This window comes from Massilia sp. 01N410 (assembly GCF_056399665.1).
Window position 1 is genome coordinate 109,614 of sequence record NZ_JBFTRV010000011.1, and the last position, 19,463, is coordinate 129,076.

Below are 19,463 nucleotides of genomic sequence, written 5' to 3' on the forward strand. Positions count from 1 at the left end.
TCTTGCAGGACTGCCAGTGGGTGAGCTCATCATTTTAACGAAGCTCGGCCATGCACGCCGAAAACATTTCAGGAAAAGTGCATGAGGTTGTGGCTTGTCAGCACGCTATCCGCCACCATATAGCGCTTTTACCGCTGTCCATGCGAGAGACAAGAACATGAAATTTGAACACCTGATCGAGATTAACGACCCGCTCAACCCCCTCGCGGACACCATGACCCGCGAACAACTGTGGCGCGGCCTGGTGCTGCGCGCCGAAGACCCGAAGATGTTCATGCCCCACCTGGACGAGTGCACGATCGGCGAGCGCCAGAGCGGCAGCTTCGCGCGCCGCCTGCGCTACGGCCAGCTGGTGATCGACGACGTAGTGCACCTGAGCCCGCTGCAGGAAGTGCGCTACGAAGTCCCGGCCCAGGGAGAAATCCCCGCCTCGCGCATGACCATGACGATCGAAGCGCCGAGCGAAGGCGTGATGTGGGTGCGCTTCCTGTACGACGACGGCAATGTGTCCGCGACCGACGAGATGGGCAAGATGTACGAGGACTTCAAGAAATCGGCCTACCAGGAGGCCGATATCGATACCATCAAGATCGTGCGGCAGCTGGCTTCCGAGGGTAAGCTGGATACCAGCTACCTCAATTAATCAACTTCACGCGTGGGCACGCCGTGCCCACGTGTTACGTGCCCGGCTCGACCTCGTCCGGATCGATGTCGCTGCCCCCCTTCACGATATTCGCCGCCAGGTCGCGCAGCGCGGTGCGCACGCCCTCTTCCACCACCGGGTGATAGAAGGGCATCTCCAGCATCTGCTCGACCGTCAGGCGCGACTGCACGGCCCAGGCCAGCAGGTGGCCGATGTGCTCGCCGCGCGGGGCGATCATCTCGGCGCCCAGGAAGCGCCCGGTGCCGTATTCTCCGTACACCCGCAGCATCCCCTTATTCTGCAGCATGACGCGGCTGCGGCCCTGGTTCTCGAAGGACACCTGGCCGATCGCGAACTTCGGCTTGCCCGGCGCGCACAACTGCTTGTAGCTGGCGCCCAGGCTGACGATGTTCGGTTCCGTGAAAGCGATCGTCAGCGGCGCGCGGCGCAGGCCTGGACGGATGTCCGGGTAGCGGCCGGCATTGTCGCCGGCGATCTTGCCGTGGTCGGCCGCTTCCGGCAGCACCGGACGCTCGTTGTTGGCGTCGCCGGCAATGAAGACATGGCTGTTCCCGCACTGCATGGTGCGGCTGTCGAACAGCGGCACGCCGTTGGCGCCCAGTTCCAGGCCCAGGTGCTCGATGCCGATCCCGGCCACGTTGGGCGTGCGCCCGGCCGCCTGCAGCACGTACTGGAAGCGCATCGGGCGTTCCTCGCCGTTCTGGCGGATGGTCAAGGCGACCTCATCGCCGTCCTGCACGGCGCTGACGATCTCGGACTGGAAGTGCAGGTCGATCTCTTCGGCCAGCGCGCGCCCGGCATTGCGCAGCACCACCGGGTCGGTCAGCTGGGCCACGCTGCCGCCGCGCGCGAACACGCTCACGCGCACGCCCAAGCGGCTGAGCGCCTGGCCCAGCTCCAGCCCGATCACGCCGGTGCCGATCACGGCCACCGAACGCGGCAGGTCCTGCCAGTAAAACACGTCGTCGCTGGTAATCAGGCCGGGGCCGACGTTTTCCAGCTTCGGCAGCCTGGTCGGGGTCGAGCCGGTGGCGATCACGATGCGCGCGGCCTCGACTTCCGTATGGTCGTCCACCACCAGGGTATGCGGACCGGTGAAGCGCGCATAGCCGCGCAGCTTGTCCTGGTCCGGGATATTGTCCACGCCTTCCAGCACGAAGCCGACGAAGCGGTCGCGCTCGCGCCGCACGCGCTCCATCACGGCCACGCCGTCGACACGCTTTTCGCCGGCGTGCACGCCGAAGCCGGGCGCGGCATCGATGAAGTGCGCGGCCTCGGCGGCGGCGATCAGGAGCTTGCTGGGCATGCAGCCCACGCGCGCGCAGGTGGTGCCGTAGGGCCCGCCCTCGATCATGACGGCGCGCGCGCCCTGGGCTTTCGCGGAACGGTAGGCCACCAGGCCCGCGGTGCCGGCGCCGACGATGGCGACATCGACCTTCATTTTCTGCATAGTCATCTCCGGTAGTTCGCGGACATGACGATACGCTATTTTCGGGAAACGCTCAGGGCATCACTCGAGTTGGAAGATGTAGCGGACATAGAACACCGCTTCCGCCGGAATGCCGCCGGGCCTGGGATAGCGGCGCAGGGCCCGGTCGGCGACGGCGCCGAGCGCTTTCTCGAAGCCGCCGGTCACCATCGAAGTCTCGCGGTCGCGCAGCATGTCGCCATTGAAGATCCCGAGCAGCCGGTACTCCTGGGTGTCGCCTTTCTTCAGCTCGATCTTCGGCACCGAGGGCAGGAAGCGCAGCGTCACCTGCCCGCCTACGCCGTAGGCCTGCGCCGGCGCCGGGTACCTGATCTCGGCCGACAGCATCGACATCACCCCGACCACGTAATTGCACATGGCGAGCTGCCATTGCGGCCAGGTCTGCAGCTCGGCGACGAAGCGGTCCATGTTGTCGCTGGCCGCCGGGCTGACCGCGCATGGCGCCAGGACCTGCTGGCCCGGCGATGCCTGGATGCGCCCCTTGCCGGACCACCAGATCGCGGCCGCGACGTCGGCGCCGTTCTCCGGCGCGGCATAGCCGGCCGCCATGCGGTCGGCCGCTTCCTTCATGCCGCTCTGGTAAGCCTGGGAGTAGAACAGCACCGCGCGGTTCCAGTCGCGTTTCACGCACACGGCGTGTTCGTACATGGTACCCGCCAGCAACGAGACTTCGGCATGACCACGCTTCAGCCCGGCCTTCAGTTCATCGACCGCGCCGACACAATCCTTGGCTTCGATCCGGCTGGTGACGGCGGCCGCCGATTCCTGGCCAGGCGTGGCGGCGCCCGCGCATGTGCAGAGCGGCAGTGCGAGAACGCCTGCGAACAGGCGTAGGAGCAAGGCGAGGCGGCACGGCATGTCCAGGTTCTCCGGCAAGCGTCAGATATCCAGCGGGTCGACCTCCAGCGACCAGCGCACCCGCGACTTCATCGCGCGCAGGGCGTCGACCCAGACTTTGAGGAAGGCCTGCAGCGCCAGGCGCGAATTCGATTCGACCAGCAGCTGGGCACGGTCCACATTATGCACCCGGGTCATGGTCATCGGAATCGGATCGTTGAGCACCACGGCGTCGCTGGGCAGCGCGTCGCGCGCCTGCTCCAGGAAGGCGATCGCGGTGGCGAGTTCCGGCGCCTCCGCGCGCAGCAGGGCCTGGTACATGAAGGGCGGCAGCGCGGCCTGGTGGCGCTCTTCCAGCAGGGAGCCCGCGAAGCGGTCGTAATCGTGCCGCATCACCGCGCCGTACAGCGGGTGCTGGCAGTAGCGCGACTGGATCAGCACTTCGGACTCGAGTCCGGCGCGGCCGGCCCGTCCCGCCACCTGCATCAGCTGGGCGAACAGGCGCTCGCTGGCGCGGTAGTCCTGCGAGAACAGGGCCGTATCGGGATTGAGCACGCCCACCAGGGTCAGGTTCTTGAAGTCGTGCCCCTTGGCGACCATCTGCGTGCCGATCAGGATGTCGACGTCGCCGCGGTGCACGGTATCGAACGCGGCCTGGGCGCTGCCCTTGCGGCGCGTGGAGTCGGCGTCGATGCGCAGCACGCGCGCCTCCGGGAACAGCGACTGCAGGCCTTCCTCGATGCGCTGGGTGCCGCGCCCCAGCGGCTGCAGGTCGATGTTGCCGCAGGTCGGGCAGGAATGCGGGATCCGCAGCTCCAGCGAGCAGTGGTGGCAGCGCAGCCGGTGCTCGGGCCGGTGCAGGACCATGAAGGCGGTGCAGCGGGTGCAGTTGCTGATCCAGCCGCAGGCGTCGCAGCTCAACACCGGCGCATAGCCGCGCCGGTTCAGGAACAGCAGCGACTGTTCGCCGCGCGCCATGCGGTCGCGCAGGGCCGCGATCAGGTGCGAGGTCAGGCCTTCCTTCGGCTTGTCCTTCTCCATGTCGACCAGTTTCACGCGCGGCAGCACGGCATCCTTCACGGCGCGCTCGCGCAGCTCCAGCTTGCGGTAGCGGCCCGTCTGCGCGTGGTGCCAGCTCTCCAGCGAGGGCGTGGCCGATCCGAGCACGATGGGGATCTGAAGCTGGTGTGCGCGCCACACGGCCAGGTCGCGCGCCGAATAGCGCAGGCCTTCCTGCTGCTTGTACGAGGGGTCGTGCTCCTCGTCGATGACGATCAGCTTCAGGTGCGGCAGCGAAGCCAGGATCGCCAGCCGCGTGCCCAGCACGATGCGCGCGCGGCCCTGGTGGGCGGCCAGCCAATGCAGCATGCGTTCGCCCTCGGACAGGCTGCTGTGCAGGGTGGCCAGCATCACGCCCGGGAAGCGCGCGCGGATGTTCGCCTCCAGCTGCGGCGTCAGGTTGATCTCGGGGACCAGGACCAGGATCTGGGCCTCGCTTTCCCTGGCGAGCACCTGGGCGCAGGCCCGCAGGTAGACCTCGGTCTTGCCGCTGCCGGTCACGCCGTACAGCAGCAGCGGATTGAAGCCCCGGGCCTGGCCGATGGCGTCGGCGGCCTGCTGCTGGGCCGGATTCAACACCGGCATCGCGGCCGGCGCCGGGTCGTGGGCATCCTCGACCTTGGCGAGCTTCTTGAGCGCGCGGTCCAGTGCCACCGTGCTGCCCAGGCGCAGGTTCTTCGGCAGGCCGGGCATCGCCACCTCGCCGAGCGGGCGGTGGTAATAGTCGGCGGCGAAACGCGCCAGCGCCAGCCATTGCGGCGACAGCGGCGGTAGCTGGCTGCGCACCGCCAGCGCGTCCTTGAGCTTGTCCAGCGGGACGTCGGTCTCGTGCTTGACGGCGACGATCACGCCCACCGCTTCGCGCCGGCCGAAGTTCACCAGCGCCAGCTGCCCGACCTGCGGCTCGCTGCCGGGATCACATTCCCAGCGATAGTCGAACACGCTGTCGAGCGGGGTGTCGAGCGCGATTTGTAAGATGCAGTAGGCCAAGCCGGACCTTATCCTTAATACTGTGGGGGAACTGTGGAAAACTTTGTGGAAAATGGAAAACTTGACCGGGACAAAGGTTTACGTTAGCTCAAAGCACTTAGCAATTCCTCAAGTTCACAAAAAAATTTCTCTTTTAAATTCAATCACTTGCCTGTGCAACCTTCCTGGCGCCGAAATCCGGCATCGCTCGGGCGCTTCTGTGCATAACTGGGCATTTCCGGTGAAGAACTCAAGCGCAGTGCAGCAAAAACTTGATACAACACTTGAAGAAATCGCGTAAACCCCGGTAAACCAAGGACTTTTCAACATTATTCACAGAAGCTGTGCATAACTTTGTGAACAATGCGCTGTCAACTTGGGCAACTGCCTTCCGGACCGCCGATACGCCACGCTGGCGCACTCGCCAGCCCCGGCATAAATCACAATGGAATCAATGACTTATCAGGATACATCCAGTACTGTACATTTCCACAGCCAAGGACGCGAGAGTTCAAGAATTTGTGAATAAGTGTGATTATGATGCGCCGCAGGCAGCGGCGCAGCCATAGGGCTTTGTCAGCGCTCAGGCCTGGCGCTGGCGGCGGCTGAAGCTGTGAACTGCCTCGACCATCGCCGTCACCGACTCCGGCGGCGTGAACTGCGAAATGCCGTGGCCGAGGTTGAACACGTGGCCATGGCCGTTCGACGGCGTGCCGTAGCTGCCCAGCGCCTTCTCGACTTCCGCCCGCACCTGCTCCGGGCCGGCCATCAGCACGGCCGGGTCCAGGTTGCCCTGCAGGGCCACGCGGTCGCCGACCAGGGCGCGCGCGCGGCCCAGGTTCACGGTCCAGTCCAGGCCGAGCGCATCGGCGCCGATGTCGGCCATCTCGTCCAGCCACAGGCCACCGCCCTTGGTGAAGACGATCGCCGGAATCCGGACGCCATCCTTCTCACGCTGCAGGCCTGCCACGATGCGGCGCATGTAGTCCAGCGAGAAGGCCTGGTAGGCGCCGTCGGCCAGCGCGCCCCCCCAGGAGTCGAAGATCATCACGGCCTGGGCGCCGGCGTCGATCTGGGCGTTCAGGTACTGCGTGACGGCTTGCGCGGTCACGTCCAGGATGCGGTGCATCAGGTCCGGACGCGCGTACAGCATCTTCTTGATCGTATGGAATTCGCGCGAGCCGCCGCCTTCGACCATGTAGCAGGCCAGGGTCCAGGGGCTGCCGGAAAAGCCGATCAGCGGCACGCGGCCGTTCAGGGCGGTGCGGATCTGGGTCACGGCATCGAACACGTATTGCAGCGATGCCATATCTGGCACCTGCAATCGGGCGACGTCTTCCTCGGTGCGCACGGTGCGTTCGAATTTCGGGCCTTCGCCGTCCTCGAAGTACAGGCCCAGGCCCATCGCGTCCGGCACCGTCAGGATGTCCGAGAACAGGATCGAGGCATCCAGCGGATAGCGGTCGATCGGCTGCAGAGTCACTTCGGTGGCGAAATCCGGATTCTTGGCCAGCCCCAGGAAGGAGCCGGCGCGCGCGCGGGTGGCGCGGTATTCCGGCAGGTAGCGCCCCGCCTGGCGCATCAGCCATACCGGGGTGTAGTCGGTCGGCTGGCGCAGCAGCGCACGCAGGAAGGTGTCGTTCTGAAGCGGGGCGAATTGTGGCATGGCTGGCAACCTGAAGTAAGGCGCCCGGCGCGCGGGCAAACTTCTATTATCGCATTCCCTGACCCATCCGTACCCATCCTTCGTGACAGGCCGGTGCGCACTTATAATGGACGCCTACCTTTGCCAGGACCGATCCATGCCCGAATCCTCCCGCAAACAGGCTGCCCCCTGCGGCGCCTGGGCCTCTCCCATTACCGCCGCCGTCGTGGCCGCCGGTTCGACCCCGCTGTCCGGCGTGCTGCTCGACGGCGCCGACCTCTACTGGCTGGCCGGCCGTGCCAGCGAAGGCGGCCGTACCACCCTGCTGCGCCAGCGCGACGGCCGCGTCGACGAACTCACGCCTGCGCCCTTCAACGTGCGTACCCGCGTGCACGAATACGGCGGCGGCGCGGTGCTGGTGGCGGACCGGCGCGTGTGGTTCTCGAATTTCGCCGACAACCGTGTTTACAGAATCGATCGGTACGGCGCTCCGGCGGAGGGGAACGAGCCGGTGCCGGTCAGCGAGGGCGGCGCACTGCGCTGGGCCGACTTCGTGCTGGACCGCATTCACCAGCGCCTGGTCGGCGTGCGCGAAGACCATTCGGCCGGCGAGACTTATCCGGTCAACACCCTGTGCGCCCTGGGCGCCGACGGCACCCAGCTGGTGCTCGACGACGGCTACGATTTTTACTCGTCCCCGCGCATCTCGCCGGACGGCAGGCAGATCGCCTGGCTGTGCTGGAACCACCCGCGCATGCCCTGGGAGGGTACGGAGCTCTGGCTGGCCGACATCGTCGCGGACGGCACCCTGGCCAACGGCCGCCTGATCGCCGGCGGCATCGATGAAGCCATCGTGCAGCCGGAATGGTCGCCGGGCGGCGTCCTCCATTTCGTTTCCGACCGCGGCGGCTGGTGGAACCTGCACCGCTACGACCACGGCGTGGTGCACCCGATCTGCCCGCGCGAGGCCGAGTTCGGCCTGCCGCACTGGGTCTTCGGCCAGTCGATGTATGGCTTCCGTTCGGACGACGAGATCGTCTGCGCCTATATCGAGGGCGGCGTCAGCAAGCTGGCGCGCCTGGACACCCGCAGCGGACGGCTGACGCCGATCGACACGCCCTACCAGGAGATCCGCGAGCTGCGCGTGAACGGCGACAGCGTCGCCCTGCTGGGCGGCGCCCCGACCGTCGCGGCCGAGGTGGCGCGCATCGACCTGGCTGCCGGCCATCGTGAGGTGCTGGCGCGCGCGATCGAGCAGCTGCCCGAGGCCGGCTATCTGTCCGTGCCGCAGACGATCAGCTATCCCAGCGCCAAAGGCCGTACTTCGCACGCCTTCTACTACCCGCCGACGAATGCGGCCTTCGAAGCGCTGCCCGGCGAGCTGCCGCCGCTGATGGTGATCGGCCACGGCGGCCCGACCGGCATGGCCAGCAGCACGCTGAAACTGGCGACCCAGTTCTGGACCAGCCGCGGCATCGCCGTGCTGGATGTGAACTACGGCGGCAGCACCGGCTTTGGCCGCGCCTACCGCGACCTGCTGAAGGAACAGTGGGGCGTGGTCGACGTCGAGGATTGCGTGGCCGGCGCCCAGTATCTGGCCGACCAGGGCCTGGTCGACCGCGAACGCCTGCTGATCCGCGGCGGCAGCGCCGGCGGCCTGACCACCCTGTGCGCCCTCGCCTTCCACGACGTGTTCAAGGCCGGCGCCAGCTACTACGGCGTGTCCGACCTGAAGGGCCTGGACGCCGACTCGCACAAGTTCGAGTCGCACTACAACGAATACCTGATCGCGCCGAAGGCTAGAGCCGACGCCGTGTATGCGGAACGCTCGCCGATCAACCACACCGATAAACTGCGCCGGCCGATGATCTTCTTCCAGGGCCTGGACGACAAGGTGGTGCCGCCGCCGCAATCCGAGGTGATGGTCGAGGCCCTGCGCGCGCGCGGCGTGCCGGTCGCCTACCTGCCCCTGGAAGGCGAAGGCCACGGCTTCCGCAAGGCGGACAGCATCGTGCGCACGCTGGAAGCGGAGTTGTATTTTTACCTGCGCGTCTTCGGCATTCCCGTCCCTGCCGACCTGCCTGGCGTCGATATTGAGAACCTGGCTGCATGAGTGTGGAGGTTCTCGGCGCGATCTTCGAAGCGTGCAATGAAAAGCGCAAGCTGATCCTGGCCCTGCTGGCCCTGGCCGGCGAGCCGATGGGCCGGCGGCGCATCCACGAGCATTTGCTGCCGCTGGGCGAAAGCGCGGCCGAGGACGATCTCGCCGATGATCTCGAAGCGCTGCGCGCGGACGGCCTGATCGGCGAGCTGCCCTCGCGCGGCTACGTGATCACGCCGGACCTGGCCTGGCCGGCGATGGCCTGGGCCCTGCGCGGACGCCGCCTGAACGAGCTGCGCGAGGTCTACCAGCTGGTCACGCCGCTGCGGCTGGACTGGCAGGGCACGCCCATGCTGCGCAGCTACCGCCAGGGCGTGGCCCTGCTGCGCATGGCCTTGCTGGCCGGAGAAGGACCGAAGACCATCGCCCCCCTGCTGGCGGCCTGCCTGCGCTGCCACGAGGCGGCTTACCTGCATCCGCTGGTCGACATCTGCGCCCGCCCCTTCGAGCCGGAACTCATCGAACGCATCAACGGCGCGGTGCGCGACGAGGTGCTGGCGGTGCTGGTCAGCCATGTCCAGCGCGAGCCGGGCAGCGCCCCGCCGATACGCGCCTACGCCGAGGAACACGTGCCCCAGGGCGGCGCCTCGATGGCCCTGCGCACCGCCCTGGCCGAGCACCTGATCCTGTGCGGCCGCCTGGACGCCGCCGGCGACTTGCTGCACGACCTGGACGAATCCGCGACCCTGTACTACCGCAGCGTCATCCAGCTGCTGCGCGGCGATCCCGATGAAGCCCTGGCCGGCTTCGACAAGGCCTTGAAAGCCCTGCGCAAGGAAACCGGCAAGAGAAAAGCCATCTTCGAAGGCATCGGCGGCCACCTCTACATCACCGCCCTCTTGAAGAGCAGCGACCCGAAGCACGCCAAGGCGCTCGATACCTACCTGGAATCGGCCACCCGCGCCGTGCAGAGCCACGACACCGCCGTCTACCAGCAGCTGTCGATGCTGCGCCAGATCCGCGGCGGCACCGTCGACGCCGAAGTCCTCCCCTCGCGCAACTGGGAGACCTCGCTGCAGCCGGTCATGTTCCGCGCCCTGCTGCACTGGTGGCTCGGCATGCCGCAGCTGGCCGAGCGCAAGGCTTTCCTGGAACAGCAAATGGAGATGGCGGAAGCGGCCGGCTTCGATTTCATCGCCGCGCAGATCGGCGCCGTGCTGGGCCAGCTGGGCATGGTCGGCATCGACAAGCGCGCGATCGCCCTGCGCCAGCGCCACCGCTTCACCGACATGGCGCTGTGGTTCGAGCGCGAGCAGGCCTGGGAGCGCCAGCTCAATGCCCTGATCAACCTGCAGCCTGCCGTCAACGTCGAGGTGGTGAAGGAATCGCGCCTGGCCTGGCTGGTGGGCTGGGACGAGCACCTGGGCGTGCGTGCGCTGGAACCGCGCGAGCAGAAGCGCGACGTGCAGGGCGGCTGGACCCGCGGGCGGCCGCTCGCCCTGAAGCGCCTGGCCGAGGACGCGGCGGAGCTCGACTTCCTGACGGCCCAGGACGTGCAGGTAGCAAGCACCATCGGCGCCTACCGCTACTACAGCGGCACCGGGATGCGCTACGAGTTCGACCTCGACAAGGCGGTGGCGCTGCTGGCCGGCCACCCGCTGCTGTTCTGGATGGATTCGCCCGGCACCCGCATCGAACTGCTGCCGGGCGAGCCCCAGCTGATGGTGCGCGCCGGCGGCGGCAAGGTCACGATCTCGCTGAACCCGCCGATGCGCGAGCAGCAGGGCGAGGTCGTGGTGACCAGGGAGACGCCGACCCGCCTGCGCATCGTCCGCATCAAGGAAGAGCACAAGCGCATCGGCGCCATCGTCGGCGAGGGCCTGGAAGTGCCGCTGGAAGCGGAAAAGCGCGTACTGCAGGCGATCAGCGCGATCTCCTCGATCGTGACGGTGCAGTCCGACATCGGCGGCAGCCCGGCCGACATCGAACAGGTGGATGCCGACATGCGCCTGCATATTCACCTGTTGCCCTACCAGCAGGGCTTGCGCGTGCGCGTGCTGGTGCGCCCGCTGCCGGACGCCGGTCCGTTCCTGCAGCCCGGCGACGGCTTTGATCGCATCATCGCGGACGTGGCCGGCGTGCGCGTCGAGGCGCGGCGCGACCTGAACGCCGAGCGCGAAGCCGAGCGCCAGCTGCTGGCCGATTGCAAGTCGCTGGAAAACGCCGAGCACGAACATGGCGAATGGCTGCTCGGCCAACCCTTCCACTGCCTGGAACTGATCACCGAACTGCAGGAACTGGATGCGTCGCGGGTGGTGGTTGCCTGGCCGGAGGGAGAATCCTTCCGCATCACGAAGAAGGTATCGTCGAAGTCGGTGCGCCTGAACATCCGGCGCGACAAGGACTGGTTCGCCGCCAACGGCGAAGTCAGGATCGACGAGAACAAGGTGATGGATTTGCGCGAGCTGCTCGGCCGCCTGCGCGAAGACCGCTTCGTGGCCCTGGGCGACAACCAGTTCCTGGCCCTCACCGACGAGCTGCACCGCAGGCTGACCGATTTGTCGGCGTATACCGACGCGGACGAAGAGGCACTGCGCTTCCACCCGCTGGCCAGCTTCGCGCTGGAAGAGATGGCGCTGGAGGCCGGCGAAGTCGATGCCGATGCCGCCTGGCGCAAGCACCTGCAGCACATGGCGGCGAATGCCGACTACCGGCCGCAGCTGCCGACCACCCTGCAGGCCGAGCTGCGCGACTACCAGGTCGAGGGCTTCGAATGGCTGTCCCGCCTGGCCCACTGGGGCGTGGGCGCCTGCCTGGCCGACGACATGGGCCTTGGTAAAACCCTGCAGGCGCTGGCCCTGATCCTGTCGCGCGCGCCCGGCGGCCCGACCCTGGTGGTGGCGCCGACCTCGGTGGCCACCAACTGGATGGCCGAGGCGGAGCGCTTCGCGCCTACACTCCAGATGAAGCTGTTCGGTGCCGGCAAGCGCGAGGCGATGCTGAAGGAAGCCGGGCCCTTCGACGTGATCGTCGTCAGCTACGGCCTGCTGCAACTGGAAGCGGAGCTGTTCAAGGACATGCGCTGGCACACCATCGTGCTGGACGAGGCGCAGGCGATCAAGAACGCGCACACGCGCCGCTCGCAGGCGGTGATGTCGCTGCGCGGCGATTTCCGCATGGCCGCCACCGGCACCCCGCTGGAAAACCACCTGGGCGAGTTGTGGAACCTGTTCAGGTTCATCAACCCCGGCCTGCTCGGCACCAGCGACCAGTTCAACCTGCGCTTTGCCGGCCCGATCGAAAAGGCGACCGATAAACGCGCCGAGCTGGCCGCGCGCACCCGCCTGCGCCGCCTCACGCAACCCTTCATCCTGCGCAGGACCAAAGCCCAGGTGCTGTCCGAACTGCCGCCGCGCACCGAGATCGTGCTGCCGGTGGAGCTGAGCCAGGAAGAGATGGCGCTCTATGAATCGCTGCGCCGCGACGCGCTGGAACGCATCGCGACCCTGCAGGCCCCGCAAGCACAAAAGCAGATCCAGATCCTGGCCGAGATGATGAAGCTGCGGCGCGCCGTCTGCAATCCGGTCCTGGTGGCGCCCGACAGCGGCATCCGCAGCAGCAAGCTGGACACGTTCGCGCGCCTGGTGGAGGAGCTGCTGGAGAACCGCCACAAGGCCCTGGTGTTCAGCCAGTTCGTGGATCACCTGACCCTGCTGCGCCGCCACCTGGACGAGCGCGGCATCCGCTACCAGTACCTGGACGGCGCCACGCCCATGCAGGAGCGCAAACGCCGCGTGGACGCCTTCCAGGCCGGCGACGGCGACCTGTTCTTGATCAGCCTGAAAGCCGGCGGGGTCGGGATCAACCTCACCGCCGCCGATTACGTGATCCACATGGACCCGTGGTGGAACCCGGCGGTCGAAGACCAGGCCTCGGACCGCGCCCACCGCATGGGCCAGCAGCGGCCGGTGACGATCTACCGCCTGGTGGCGCGGCATACGATCGAGGAAGGCATCGTCGACCTGCACCGCCACAAGCGCGACCTGGCCGACAGCCTGCTGGAAGGCAGCGACGTCTCGGCGCGCATGTCCCCGGACGACATGCTGGCCATGCTGCAGGCCGGCCTGGCGGGCGGGCGTGCGGCGCCGCCGCTTACGTGACGGATTGTTTCAGGCTTCCGCAAAGGCCGGGAATGGTGCTAATCTTGGCGCCCATGATGAAAACGAAACTCGCGCTTGCGGTCCTGCTCACCAGCTTCGTGCTGGCGCCGGCCGGCGCGCGCACCAGCAAGGCGGCCAAGCCGAAGCACACCAGCAGCGCCAAGGCCAAGCCGTCGTCGAAAGCCAAAGCCTCCGGCAAGTCCTCGGCCAGGGCCGACAGCAAACCGGGCAAGGGCAAGGCCAGGGCCGCGGCTGCTCCGGCCGTGGCGGTGGCGGCGCCGATCGCCGCGGCGACCCCGCAGAACCGCAACGACCGCTTCATGGACTCGCAGTCGATGCAGTTCCTGACCGCGCTGTGGCGCATCGATCCGGAAGGCGCTATCTACGTCGGCAAGTTCGACGCCGCCGCCAAGCTGACCATCCCCGACGCACCGACCCGCGCCAAGCAGCTGGCCTTCATCGACGAGTGGCTCGAGAAGTTCCGCAAGCTGAACGCCGACAAGCTCTCGCCCAACCAGCGCACCGATCTTGCAGTCCTGATCAACAAGCTGCAGTACGACCGCTGGAAGCTGACCGTACTGCGCGACTTCGAGTGGAACCCGGCCCAGTACAACGTGGCCCAGCCGCTCGACCTGATCATGAACACCGAGTACGCCGCCAGGCCGCAGCGCCTGCGCACCATCCTCAAGCGCCTGGCCGACGTGCCGGCCTACTACCAGGCGGCGCAGGCATCGATCGTGAACCCGACCCGCGAACATACCCAGCTGGCGATCTCGCAGGCGCCGGGCACGCTGGTGGTGCTGGCCGACCTCGGCAAGGCAGCCCAGGATTCGGTCCAGCTGACGCCGCAGGAAAAGGCGATCTTCGCGCAGCGCGTAGCGAACGCTGGCAGCGCGGTGCTGGCCTGGGTCGACTTCCTGAGCGACCTCGATAAGTCGCAGGAACAGATGCGGCACGCCCGCTCGTTCCGGCTCGGCAAGGAGCTGTACGAGCAGAAGTTCGCTTTCGAGATCGAGTCCGCCAGCACGGCCGAGCAGACCTACCGCAAGGCCCTGGCCGCGCGCGAAGAACTGCTGACCCGCATGGACGGCCTGGCCGACCAGCTGTGGGACAAGACCATGGGCAGCGCCGCCAAACCGGACGACCGCTTCAAGAAGATCGGCATGGTGATCGACAAGCTCTCGCTGCAGCACGTCGCCGCGGCCGACTTCCTGCCCGAGATCCGGCGCCAGATCCCGCAGCTGCAGGACTACGTCATCAAGAACAACCTGGTCTCGATCGACCCGAGCAAGCCGCTGGTGGTGCGCGAGACCCCGCTGTACCAGCGCGGCGTGGCCGGCGCCAGCATCGACGCGCCGGGACCGTACCGGCCGAAGGACAAGACCTATTACAACGTCACGCCGCTTGACGGCCTCACGCCGGAACAGGCCGAAAGCAGCCTGCGCGAGTACAACAACTGGATGCTGCAGATCCTGAACATCCACGAGGCGATCCCCGGCCACTACACCCAGCTGATGAACGCCAACCGCTCGCCCTCGCTGGTGAAAGCCCTGTTCGGCAACGGCGCGATGGTCGAAGGCTGGGCCGTGTACGGCGAGCGCATGATGCTCGAATCCGGCTACGGCAACAATGCGCCGGAACTGTGGCTGATGTGGTGCAAGTGGAACCTGCGCAGCGTGTCGAACACCATCCTCGACTACAGCGTGCACGTGCTCGGCATGACGCGCGAGCAGGCCATGGACCTGCTGGTGCGCCAGGCCTTCCAGACCCCGCAGGAAGCGGCCGAGAAGTGGCGCCGCGTGCAGCTGTCCTCGGTACAGCTGACCAGCTACTTCAGCGGCTACAGCGACATCATGGAACTGCGCGAACGCCGCAAGCAGCAGCTGGGCGAGCGCTTCAACCTGAAGGCCTTCCACGACCAGTTCCTCGGCTACGGCAATGCGCCGGTGAAGATCATCGGCCAGCTGATGCAGTAAGCCACGACGCATGTACAAGGCCCCGCCCTCCCCGGCGGGGCTTTTTTTCGCCTGTTTCCGGCCCTTGCCGGACGGTGTTGGCCGGGAGCCGACACCGTCTGCCCAGGCTGTTGTTCCCGGCCCGACTCTACAAGGCTTGATCCGGGCCCGCGGAGGCCTTCATGCCCGTTTCAGGGGGCTGGCACGCCTTGTGCTGAATGGAGATCGTGGGACGAACGATCGCTCCGCACTTTCCAAAACCAGCCATTGAAGGGGAACATCATGAACATCCACAAGCACATGGAAGCCATCTTCGTCGTCGCACTCGCCGCCGTCGGCTTCGGTACCTTTACGATCGACAGCATGGCGGAGGCCGAAGCCGGCACGCGGGCGCCGATGGTGCGCGAGGCGGCATCGTCATCGGCGTCCGCCGATGCGCTCGCCGTCATGTGCGCAGCGCGGCCGGCGCGCCGGGCCTGATACCGAGGTTCAGGTCTCGGCGCGGATCATGTTGCGCATGACGCCGAGGCCGGTGATCTCGGTCTCGATCACATCCCCATGCTTCAGGAACTCGGGCGGTTTGCGCGCAAAGCCGACGCCCGAGGGCGTGCCGGTGGCGATGATGTCGCCCGCCTCCAGCGTCAGGCCGCGCGACAGCTCGGCGATGATGCGCGGGATCTTGAAGTACATCTGCTTGTAGCTGGCGTTCTGCTTCTCGACGCCGTTCACGCGGCAGATCACGCGCAGGTCGTCGAGCCTGACGCCGGCCGCGGTGACGATCCAGGGTCCCATCGGCCCATGGCCGTCCAGGCTCTTGCCCTTGAACCACTGGCCGCCGTGCAGCTTCTGCTGCGCCTCGCGCATCGTGGTGTCGTTGTAGGGCGCGTAGCCGAACACGTAATCCATGGCCCGCTCTTCGGGGATGTTGCGGCCGGTCTGGCCGATGACGACGGCCAGCTCCGCTTCCCAGTCGGTGGTGTTCGAATACGCCGGGTCGTGCGGGATAGCATCGAAAGGCCCGTTCATCGTGTGCGTGCCCTTGGTGAAGAACACTGGATGCTCAGGCAGCTTCTCGGTCGACTTGTCGAAGCGGGCCTGCTTGCCTTCCTCGAAGTGATCGAGGTAATTCCAGCCGACGCAGTAGATGTTGCGCTCGGGCCGAGGAATCGGCGACATGAAGCGCGCCTTCTCGACCGGCAGCAGCGAAGCCGGCCGGCCGAGCGCATTGTCGACCACCGCGCGCACCTGTTCGAGGCCGGCATTGCCGCTCTTGATCAGCGCCAGCATCGAGCCGGCGTCGAAAGCGAGCGCTCGCTTTTGCCGCCGGGCTTCGGCCTGCAGGTCGACCAGCCTGTCGTTGTCGAGGACCGCGACCACGGTCGGCTGTCCATTCGGCGTGAGGCTGCAGGTGGCGAGGCGCATGCCGATCTTGCCGGCCAGCGGCGGCACGGCGACTGCGGGAGCGGGAGGGTTCTGTGCGAGGGCGGGATGCTGGGTGCCGGCCAGCAGGCCCCCCATGGCGGCGGATGCGCTGGCTGTCAGCAGCTTGCGACGGTTTGAATCCATTGAGACGTCTCCTTGTGGTTGTCGTTATGGCAAAACTCATCTGAAAGCATTCTAGCGGGCATTTTTCCGCCGCTGAGCGGGTGTTACAAAACTTTTGTCCTGAAATGCAAAGCGGCGCCCTCGGGCGCCGCGCGTTCACCAACAAGGTGGCAGGGACTCAGGCGTGCTCTTCCGGCGCGCGCGTGACGCGTACGAACACCGGCGCCAGCAGCAGGCCGAGTTCGAACAGCAGGCACATCGGAACGGCGAGGGCCAGTTGGCTGACCGCGTCCGGCGGCGTGACCACGGCGGCGATCACGAAGGCGCCGACGATCACGTAAGGGCGTATCGACTTCAGCTTCTCGACGCTGATGATGCCCATCCGCACCAGGATCACGACCACCACCGGGACCTCGAAGGTGGCGCCGAAGGCCAGGCACATCGAGATCACGAAATCGAGGTAGTTCTCGATGTCCGGCATGACCGCGATCGAGCTCGGGGCGAAGTTGGCGATGAAGTGGAAGACCCGTCCGAACACCAGGAAATAGCAGAAGGCGACGCCGGCGATGAACAGCAGCGAGGACGAGATCACCAGCGGCAGCACCAGCCGCTTTTCGTGGGCGTAGAGGCCGGGCGCGATGAAGGCCCAGGCCTGGTAGAACACCCAGGGCAGCGAAATGATCAGCGCCAGCACCAGGGTCACCTTCATCGGTACCAGGAAGGGTGAACTGACGCCGGTGGCGATCATCTTGGCGCCGGGCGGCAGCGAGGCCAGCATGGGCGCGGCCAGGAAATCGTAGATGCGGTCCGGGCCCGGCCACAGGAGCAGGGCGATGCAGACGATCGCGACCCCGATGACGGCCCGGACAAGGCGGTCACGCAGTTCGACCAGGTGCGAAATAAAGGTTTCGCCTGCAGCTTCGTCAGTCATCTAGAAAAAGGAAGTGTTGGACTTGGTTCCGGGGCGGAACTTGCGCACGCGCGCCGCACCCGACAGCACGTGCTGGCGGCCGCCGTGGCGGTTCTTGTACCAGGCGGGAACGCTGGAGGTCTTGACCAGCTTCTTGCGGCGGAATTCGCGCGCCTTGCGCTCGATGTCGTCCGGCGTGACATGGGAGCTCGATGACGATGCGGTATCGCCGCGCCAGGCGGATTCGACCTCGCCGAGGTGGGACGAGACCGTGTTCTCGACCTCGGCGCCGAAACTTTCGACCTCGGTCTTGAAGCTGTGCGCGGTTTCCTGCACTTCCTTGTGCAGGTTGCGCAGCTCTTCCATTTCGATCTCGCGCGAGACTTCCGACTTCACCTCGTGCAGGTAGCGCTGGGCGCGGCCGTACAGCGTGCCGGCCATGCGCGCCACCTTGGGCAGGCGCTCGGGGCCGATCACGATCAGCGCGACCACGCCGATGACGGCGAGTTTGGAAAGCCCGAGATCGATCATGGAAATGGATTACGAGCGGTTCTTTTCGCGCGTTTCGACGTCGATCGTGTTCGTGGACTTGTCGGCCACCTGCTGGGTCGAGGCCGGCGGGACATTCGCCTGGCGCTCTTCTTCGCTGCCCTTCACGCCGTCCTTGAAACCTTTCACGGCCTTGCCGAGATCGGAACCCGCGTTCTTCAGCTTGCCGGTACCAAACACCAGGACCACCACCACCAGCACGATCAGCCAGTGCCAAATACTAAACGAACCCATTGTTTTCTCCTTGCGGGCGCACGCCCGAATTCGCATGTAGCGTACGCGCAGTATAAGCGATGATTACCCGGCATGGTTTCTTTCCAGCCGGAAGTTTTAGTCAAGTTCCCCGCATCAAGTCCCGAGCCCGCGCCACGGACGAGGACCGCCATACACGTGCAGGTGCAGGTGATACACCTCCTGGCCGCCATCCGGACCGGTGTTGATCAGGGTCTTGAAGCCGCCGCTGCGCTGGCCGTCCGGGCCCTGCTTGACGGCGATTCCATGCTCGGCGGCCAGTTTCGGCGCCAAGGCCAGCATCTTGCCGAGGATCGCCGCGTGCGCATCCGTGCAGTCGGACAAGGTGTCCACGTGCCGCTTCGGAATGACCAGCAGGTGGACCGGTGCCGCCGGGTTGATGTCCTTGAACGCGAGCAGCTCGTCGTCCTCGTACACCACGCCAGCCGGGATCTGCTTTGCGGCAATCTTGCAGAAGATGCAGTTATCCATGTTCTCTCCAGTCAGCACGATATTCTATTCGGGTCGGATGACAGCGCCATGACGCTCTCAGCCCTTGCGCTCTCACTCCTTGCGCGAGGCCTTTTCCTCGATGCCGGACAGGCCTTCGCGGCGCGCCAGCTCGTCCAGCACCTGCTGCGGGCTCAGGCCGAAGCGCGCCAGCAGCACAGCCGAATGGAACCACAGGTCGGCCACTTCGTACAGCAGCTTGGAGGCATCGGCACCGGCGCGCACGTCCTTGGCCGCCATGACGGTCTCGGTCGCTTCTTCGCCGATCTTCTTGAGGATCGCATCGTCGCCCTTGGCGAACAGGCGGGCCACATAGGATTTGTCGGGATCGCCGCCGTTTTCCGGCTTGCGCGTCTCGATCGTTTCCGCCAAGCGGTCGAGGATGGTGCTCATAGGTCTTTCTTTTGAACCGTCTTCTTCGGTTTGGTATAGATGGTATTCGGGTCTTTCAGCACCGGGTCGGCGTCATGCCAGTCGCCGTTCCCGAACTTCTGGAAGAAGCAGGAATGGCGGCCGGTATGGCAGGCGATGCCGCCGGCCTGTTCGACCTTCAGCAGCACCACGTCCTCGTCACAGTCGAGGCGGATCTCCAGCACTTTCTGGACGTGGCCGGACTCTTCGCCCTTGTGCCACAGCTTCTTGCGCGAGCGGCTCCAGTACACCGCTTCGCCCAGCTCCACGGTCTTGGCCAGGGCTTCGCGGTTCATCCAGGCGAACATCAGGATGTCGCCGGTGGCGGCTTCCTGGGCGATCACCGGCACCAGGCCGTGCTCGTCCCATTGCACCTTCTTCAGCCAGGGCTGGGCCGGAATCGATGGGGTCGTCGTCGGGGTTACCAT

At 66.3% G+C, this 19,463-nt stretch carries 17 protein-coding genes; 6 read left to right on the forward strand and 11 right to left on the reverse strand.

The annotated features are described in order from the left end of the window. Positions 1 to 157: 157 nt before the first annotated feature. Entirely contained in the window at positions 158 to 643 is a 486-nt protein-coding gene (locus AC1DOP_RS16190; RefSeq protein ID WP_441935280.1) for an SRPBCC family protein, read from the forward strand. 34 nt (positions 644 to 677) lie between these two features. Here AC1DOP_RS16190 and AC1DOP_RS16195 read toward each other — a convergent pair whose 3' ends face one another. Genes AC1DOP_RS16195 through AC1DOP_RS16205 form a run of 3 tightly spaced genes read right to left on the reverse strand, consistent with a single transcriptional unit; the run spans position 678 to position 5,039 of the window. Then, positions 678 to 2,114, reverse strand: a complete 1,437-nt coding sequence (locus tag AC1DOP_RS16195; RefSeq protein ID WP_441935279.1) for a dihydrolipoyl dehydrogenase — start codon at positions 2,112 to 2,114, stop codon at positions 678 to 680. 60 nt (positions 2,115 to 2,174) lie between these two features. Further along, positions 2,175 to 3,011, reverse strand: a complete 837-nt coding sequence (locus tag AC1DOP_RS16200) for a hypothetical protein (RefSeq protein WP_477252206.1) — start codon at positions 3,009 to 3,011, stop codon at positions 2,175 to 2,177. 21 nt (positions 3,012 to 3,032) lie between these two features. Then, entirely contained in the window at positions 3,033 to 5,039 is a 2,007-nt protein-coding gene (locus tag AC1DOP_RS16205) for a primosomal protein N' (protein WP_477252208.1), read from the reverse strand. Between the two features lie 52 nt (positions 5,040 to 5,091). Here AC1DOP_RS16205 and AC1DOP_RS16210 point away from each other — a divergent pair, with 52 nt between their 5' ends. Further along, complete coding sequence (locus AC1DOP_RS16210) at positions 5,092 to 5,319, forward strand: hypothetical protein (protein ID WP_441935276.1); 228 nt, start codon at positions 5,092 to 5,094, stop codon at positions 5,317 to 5,319. Positions 5,320 to 5,601: 282 nt separating this feature from the next. On the opposite strand, the gene hemE is transcribed toward AC1DOP_RS16210, so the two are convergent. Then, on the reverse strand, positions 5,602 to 6,684 hold the full coding sequence (gene hemE / locus AC1DOP_RS16215; protein WP_477252211.1) for a uroporphyrinogen decarboxylase: 1,083 nt from the start codon (positions 6,682 to 6,684) through the stop codon (positions 5,602 to 5,604). Between the two features lie 136 nt (positions 6,685 to 6,820). Between hemE and AC1DOP_RS16220 the strand changes: the two genes are divergently transcribed. From AC1DOP_RS16220 to AC1DOP_RS16235, 4 genes are all read left to right on the forward strand, one after another. Continuing rightward, complete coding sequence (locus tag AC1DOP_RS16220; protein WP_477252213.1) at positions 6,821 to 8,776, forward strand: dipeptidyl-peptidase 5; 1,956 nt, start codon at positions 6,821 to 6,823, stop codon at positions 8,774 to 8,776. After that, positions 8,773 to 12,924, forward strand: coding sequence for a DEAD/DEAH box helicase (locus AC1DOP_RS16225; RefSeq protein ID WP_477252215.1), 4,152 nt, complete (start codon positions 8,773 to 8,775; stop codon positions 12,922 to 12,924). The genes AC1DOP_RS16220 and AC1DOP_RS16225 overlap by 4 nt, the downstream gene beginning before the upstream one ends. Positions 12,925 to 12,977: 53 nt before the next feature. Beyond that, positions 12,978 to 14,900 carry a DUF885 domain-containing protein gene (locus AC1DOP_RS16230; RefSeq protein ID WP_477252217.1) on the forward strand — a complete coding sequence of 641 codons (1,923 nt, stop codon included), beginning with the start codon at positions 12,978 to 12,980 and terminating at the stop codon, positions 14,898 to 14,900. Between the two features lie 261 nt (positions 14,901 to 15,161). Next, positions 15,162 to 15,359 (forward strand): hypothetical protein, encoded by a 198-nt coding sequence (locus AC1DOP_RS16235; RefSeq protein WP_441935271.1) that lies wholly within the window; start codon positions 15,162 to 15,164, stop codon positions 15,357 to 15,359. Positions 15,360 to 15,368: 9 nt separating this feature from the next. On the opposite strand, the gene AC1DOP_RS16240 is transcribed toward AC1DOP_RS16235, so the two are convergent. The 7 genes from AC1DOP_RS16240 to hisI all read right to left on the reverse strand — a co-directional run bounded on the left by AC1DOP_RS16240 (position 15,369) and on the right by hisI (position 19,463). After that, the gene (locus AC1DOP_RS16240) at positions 15,369 to 16,445 is read right to left on the reverse strand and encodes a fumarylacetoacetate hydrolase family protein (RefSeq protein WP_477252219.1); all 1,077 of its coding nucleotides are present in this window, start codon (positions 16,443 to 16,445) and stop codon (positions 15,369 to 15,371) included. Positions 16,446 to 16,602: 157 nt separating this feature from the next. Further along, a complete protein-coding gene (gene tatC, locus AC1DOP_RS16245; protein ID WP_441935269.1) occupies positions 16,603 to 17,355 on the reverse strand; it encodes a twin-arginine translocase subunit TatC in 753 nt (250 codons plus the stop codon). After that, entirely contained in the window at positions 17,356 to 17,865 is a 510-nt protein-coding gene (tatB, locus tag AC1DOP_RS16250) for a Sec-independent protein translocase protein TatB (RefSeq protein ID WP_441935268.1), read from the reverse strand. A 9-nt stretch (positions 17,866 to 17,874) separates the two neighbouring features. Further along, positions 17,875 to 18,117 carry a Sec-independent protein translocase subunit TatA gene (gene tatA, locus AC1DOP_RS16255; protein ID WP_441935267.1) on the reverse strand — a complete coding sequence of 81 codons (243 nt, stop codon included), beginning with the start codon at positions 18,115 to 18,117 and terminating at the stop codon, positions 17,875 to 17,877. Between the two features lie 114 nt (positions 18,118 to 18,231). Next, positions 18,232 to 18,606, reverse strand: a complete 375-nt coding sequence (locus tag AC1DOP_RS16260; protein WP_441935266.1) for a histidine triad nucleotide-binding protein — start codon at positions 18,604 to 18,606, stop codon at positions 18,232 to 18,234. Positions 18,607 to 18,678: 72 nt separating this feature from the next. Further along, positions 18,679 to 19,017 (reverse strand): phosphoribosyl-ATP diphosphatase, encoded by a 339-nt coding sequence (locus tag AC1DOP_RS16265; protein WP_441935265.1) that lies wholly within the window; start codon positions 19,015 to 19,017, stop codon positions 18,679 to 18,681. Beyond that, positions 19,014 to 19,463, reverse strand: a complete 450-nt coding sequence (gene hisI, locus AC1DOP_RS16270) for a phosphoribosyl-AMP cyclohydrolase (RefSeq protein ID WP_441935264.1) — start codon at positions 19,461 to 19,463, stop codon at positions 19,014 to 19,016. Before hisI ends, AC1DOP_RS16265 begins: the two co-directional genes overlap by 4 nt.

Coding starts and splice junctions, on each gene's coding strand:
- AC1DOP_RS16190 (WP_441935280.1), top strand. CDS start 158: ATGAAATTTGAACACCTGATCGAGATTAACGACCCGCTCAACCCCCTC.
- AC1DOP_RS16195 (WP_441935279.1), bottom strand. CDS start 2,114: ATGCAGAAAATGAAGGTCGATGTCGCCATCGTCGGCGCCGGCACCGCG.
- AC1DOP_RS16200 (WP_477252206.1), bottom strand. CDS start 3,011: ATGCCGTGCCGCCTCGCCTTGCTCCTACGCCTGTTCGCAGGCGTTCTC.
- AC1DOP_RS16210 (WP_441935276.1), top strand. CDS start 5,092: ATGGAAAACTTGACCGGGACAAAGGTTTACGTTAGCTCAAAGCACTTA.
- hemE (WP_477252211.1), bottom strand. CDS start 6,684: ATGCCACAATTCGCCCCGCTTCAGAACGACACCTTCCTGCGTGCGCTG.
- AC1DOP_RS16220 (WP_477252213.1), top strand. CDS start 6,821: ATGCCCGAATCCTCCCGCAAACAGGCTGCCCCCTGCGGCGCCTGGGCC.
- AC1DOP_RS16225 (WP_477252215.1), top strand. CDS start 8,773: ATGAGTGTGGAGGTTCTCGGCGCGATCTTCGAAGCGTGCAATGAAAAG.
- AC1DOP_RS16230 (WP_477252217.1), top strand. CDS start 12,978: ATGATGAAAACGAAACTCGCGCTTGCGGTCCTGCTCACCAGCTTCGTG.
- AC1DOP_RS16235 (WP_441935271.1), top strand. CDS start 15,162: ATGAACATCCACAAGCACATGGAAGCCATCTTCGTCGTCGCACTCGCC.
- AC1DOP_RS16240 (WP_477252219.1), bottom strand. CDS start 16,445: ATGGATTCAAACCGTCGCAAGCTGCTGACAGCCAGCGCATCCGCCGCC.
- tatC (WP_441935269.1), bottom strand. CDS start 17,355: ATGACTGACGAAGCTGCAGGCGAAACCTTTATTTCGCACCTGGTCGAA.
- tatB (WP_441935268.1), bottom strand. CDS start 17,865: ATGATCGATCTCGGGCTTTCCAAACTCGCCGTCATCGGCGTGGTCGCG.
- tatA (WP_441935267.1), bottom strand. CDS start 18,117: ATGGGTTCGTTTAGTATTTGGCACTGGCTGATCGTGCTGGTGGTGGTG.
- AC1DOP_RS16260 (WP_441935266.1), bottom strand. CDS start 18,606: ATGGATAACTGCATCTTCTGCAAGATTGCCGCAAAGCAGATCCCGGCT.
- AC1DOP_RS16265 (WP_441935265.1), bottom strand. CDS start 19,017: ATGAGCACCATCCTCGACCGCTTGGCGGAAACGATCGAGACGCGCAAG.
- hisI (WP_441935264.1), bottom strand. CDS start 19,463: ATGGTAACCCCGACGACGACCCCATCGATTCCGGCCCAGCCCTGGCTG.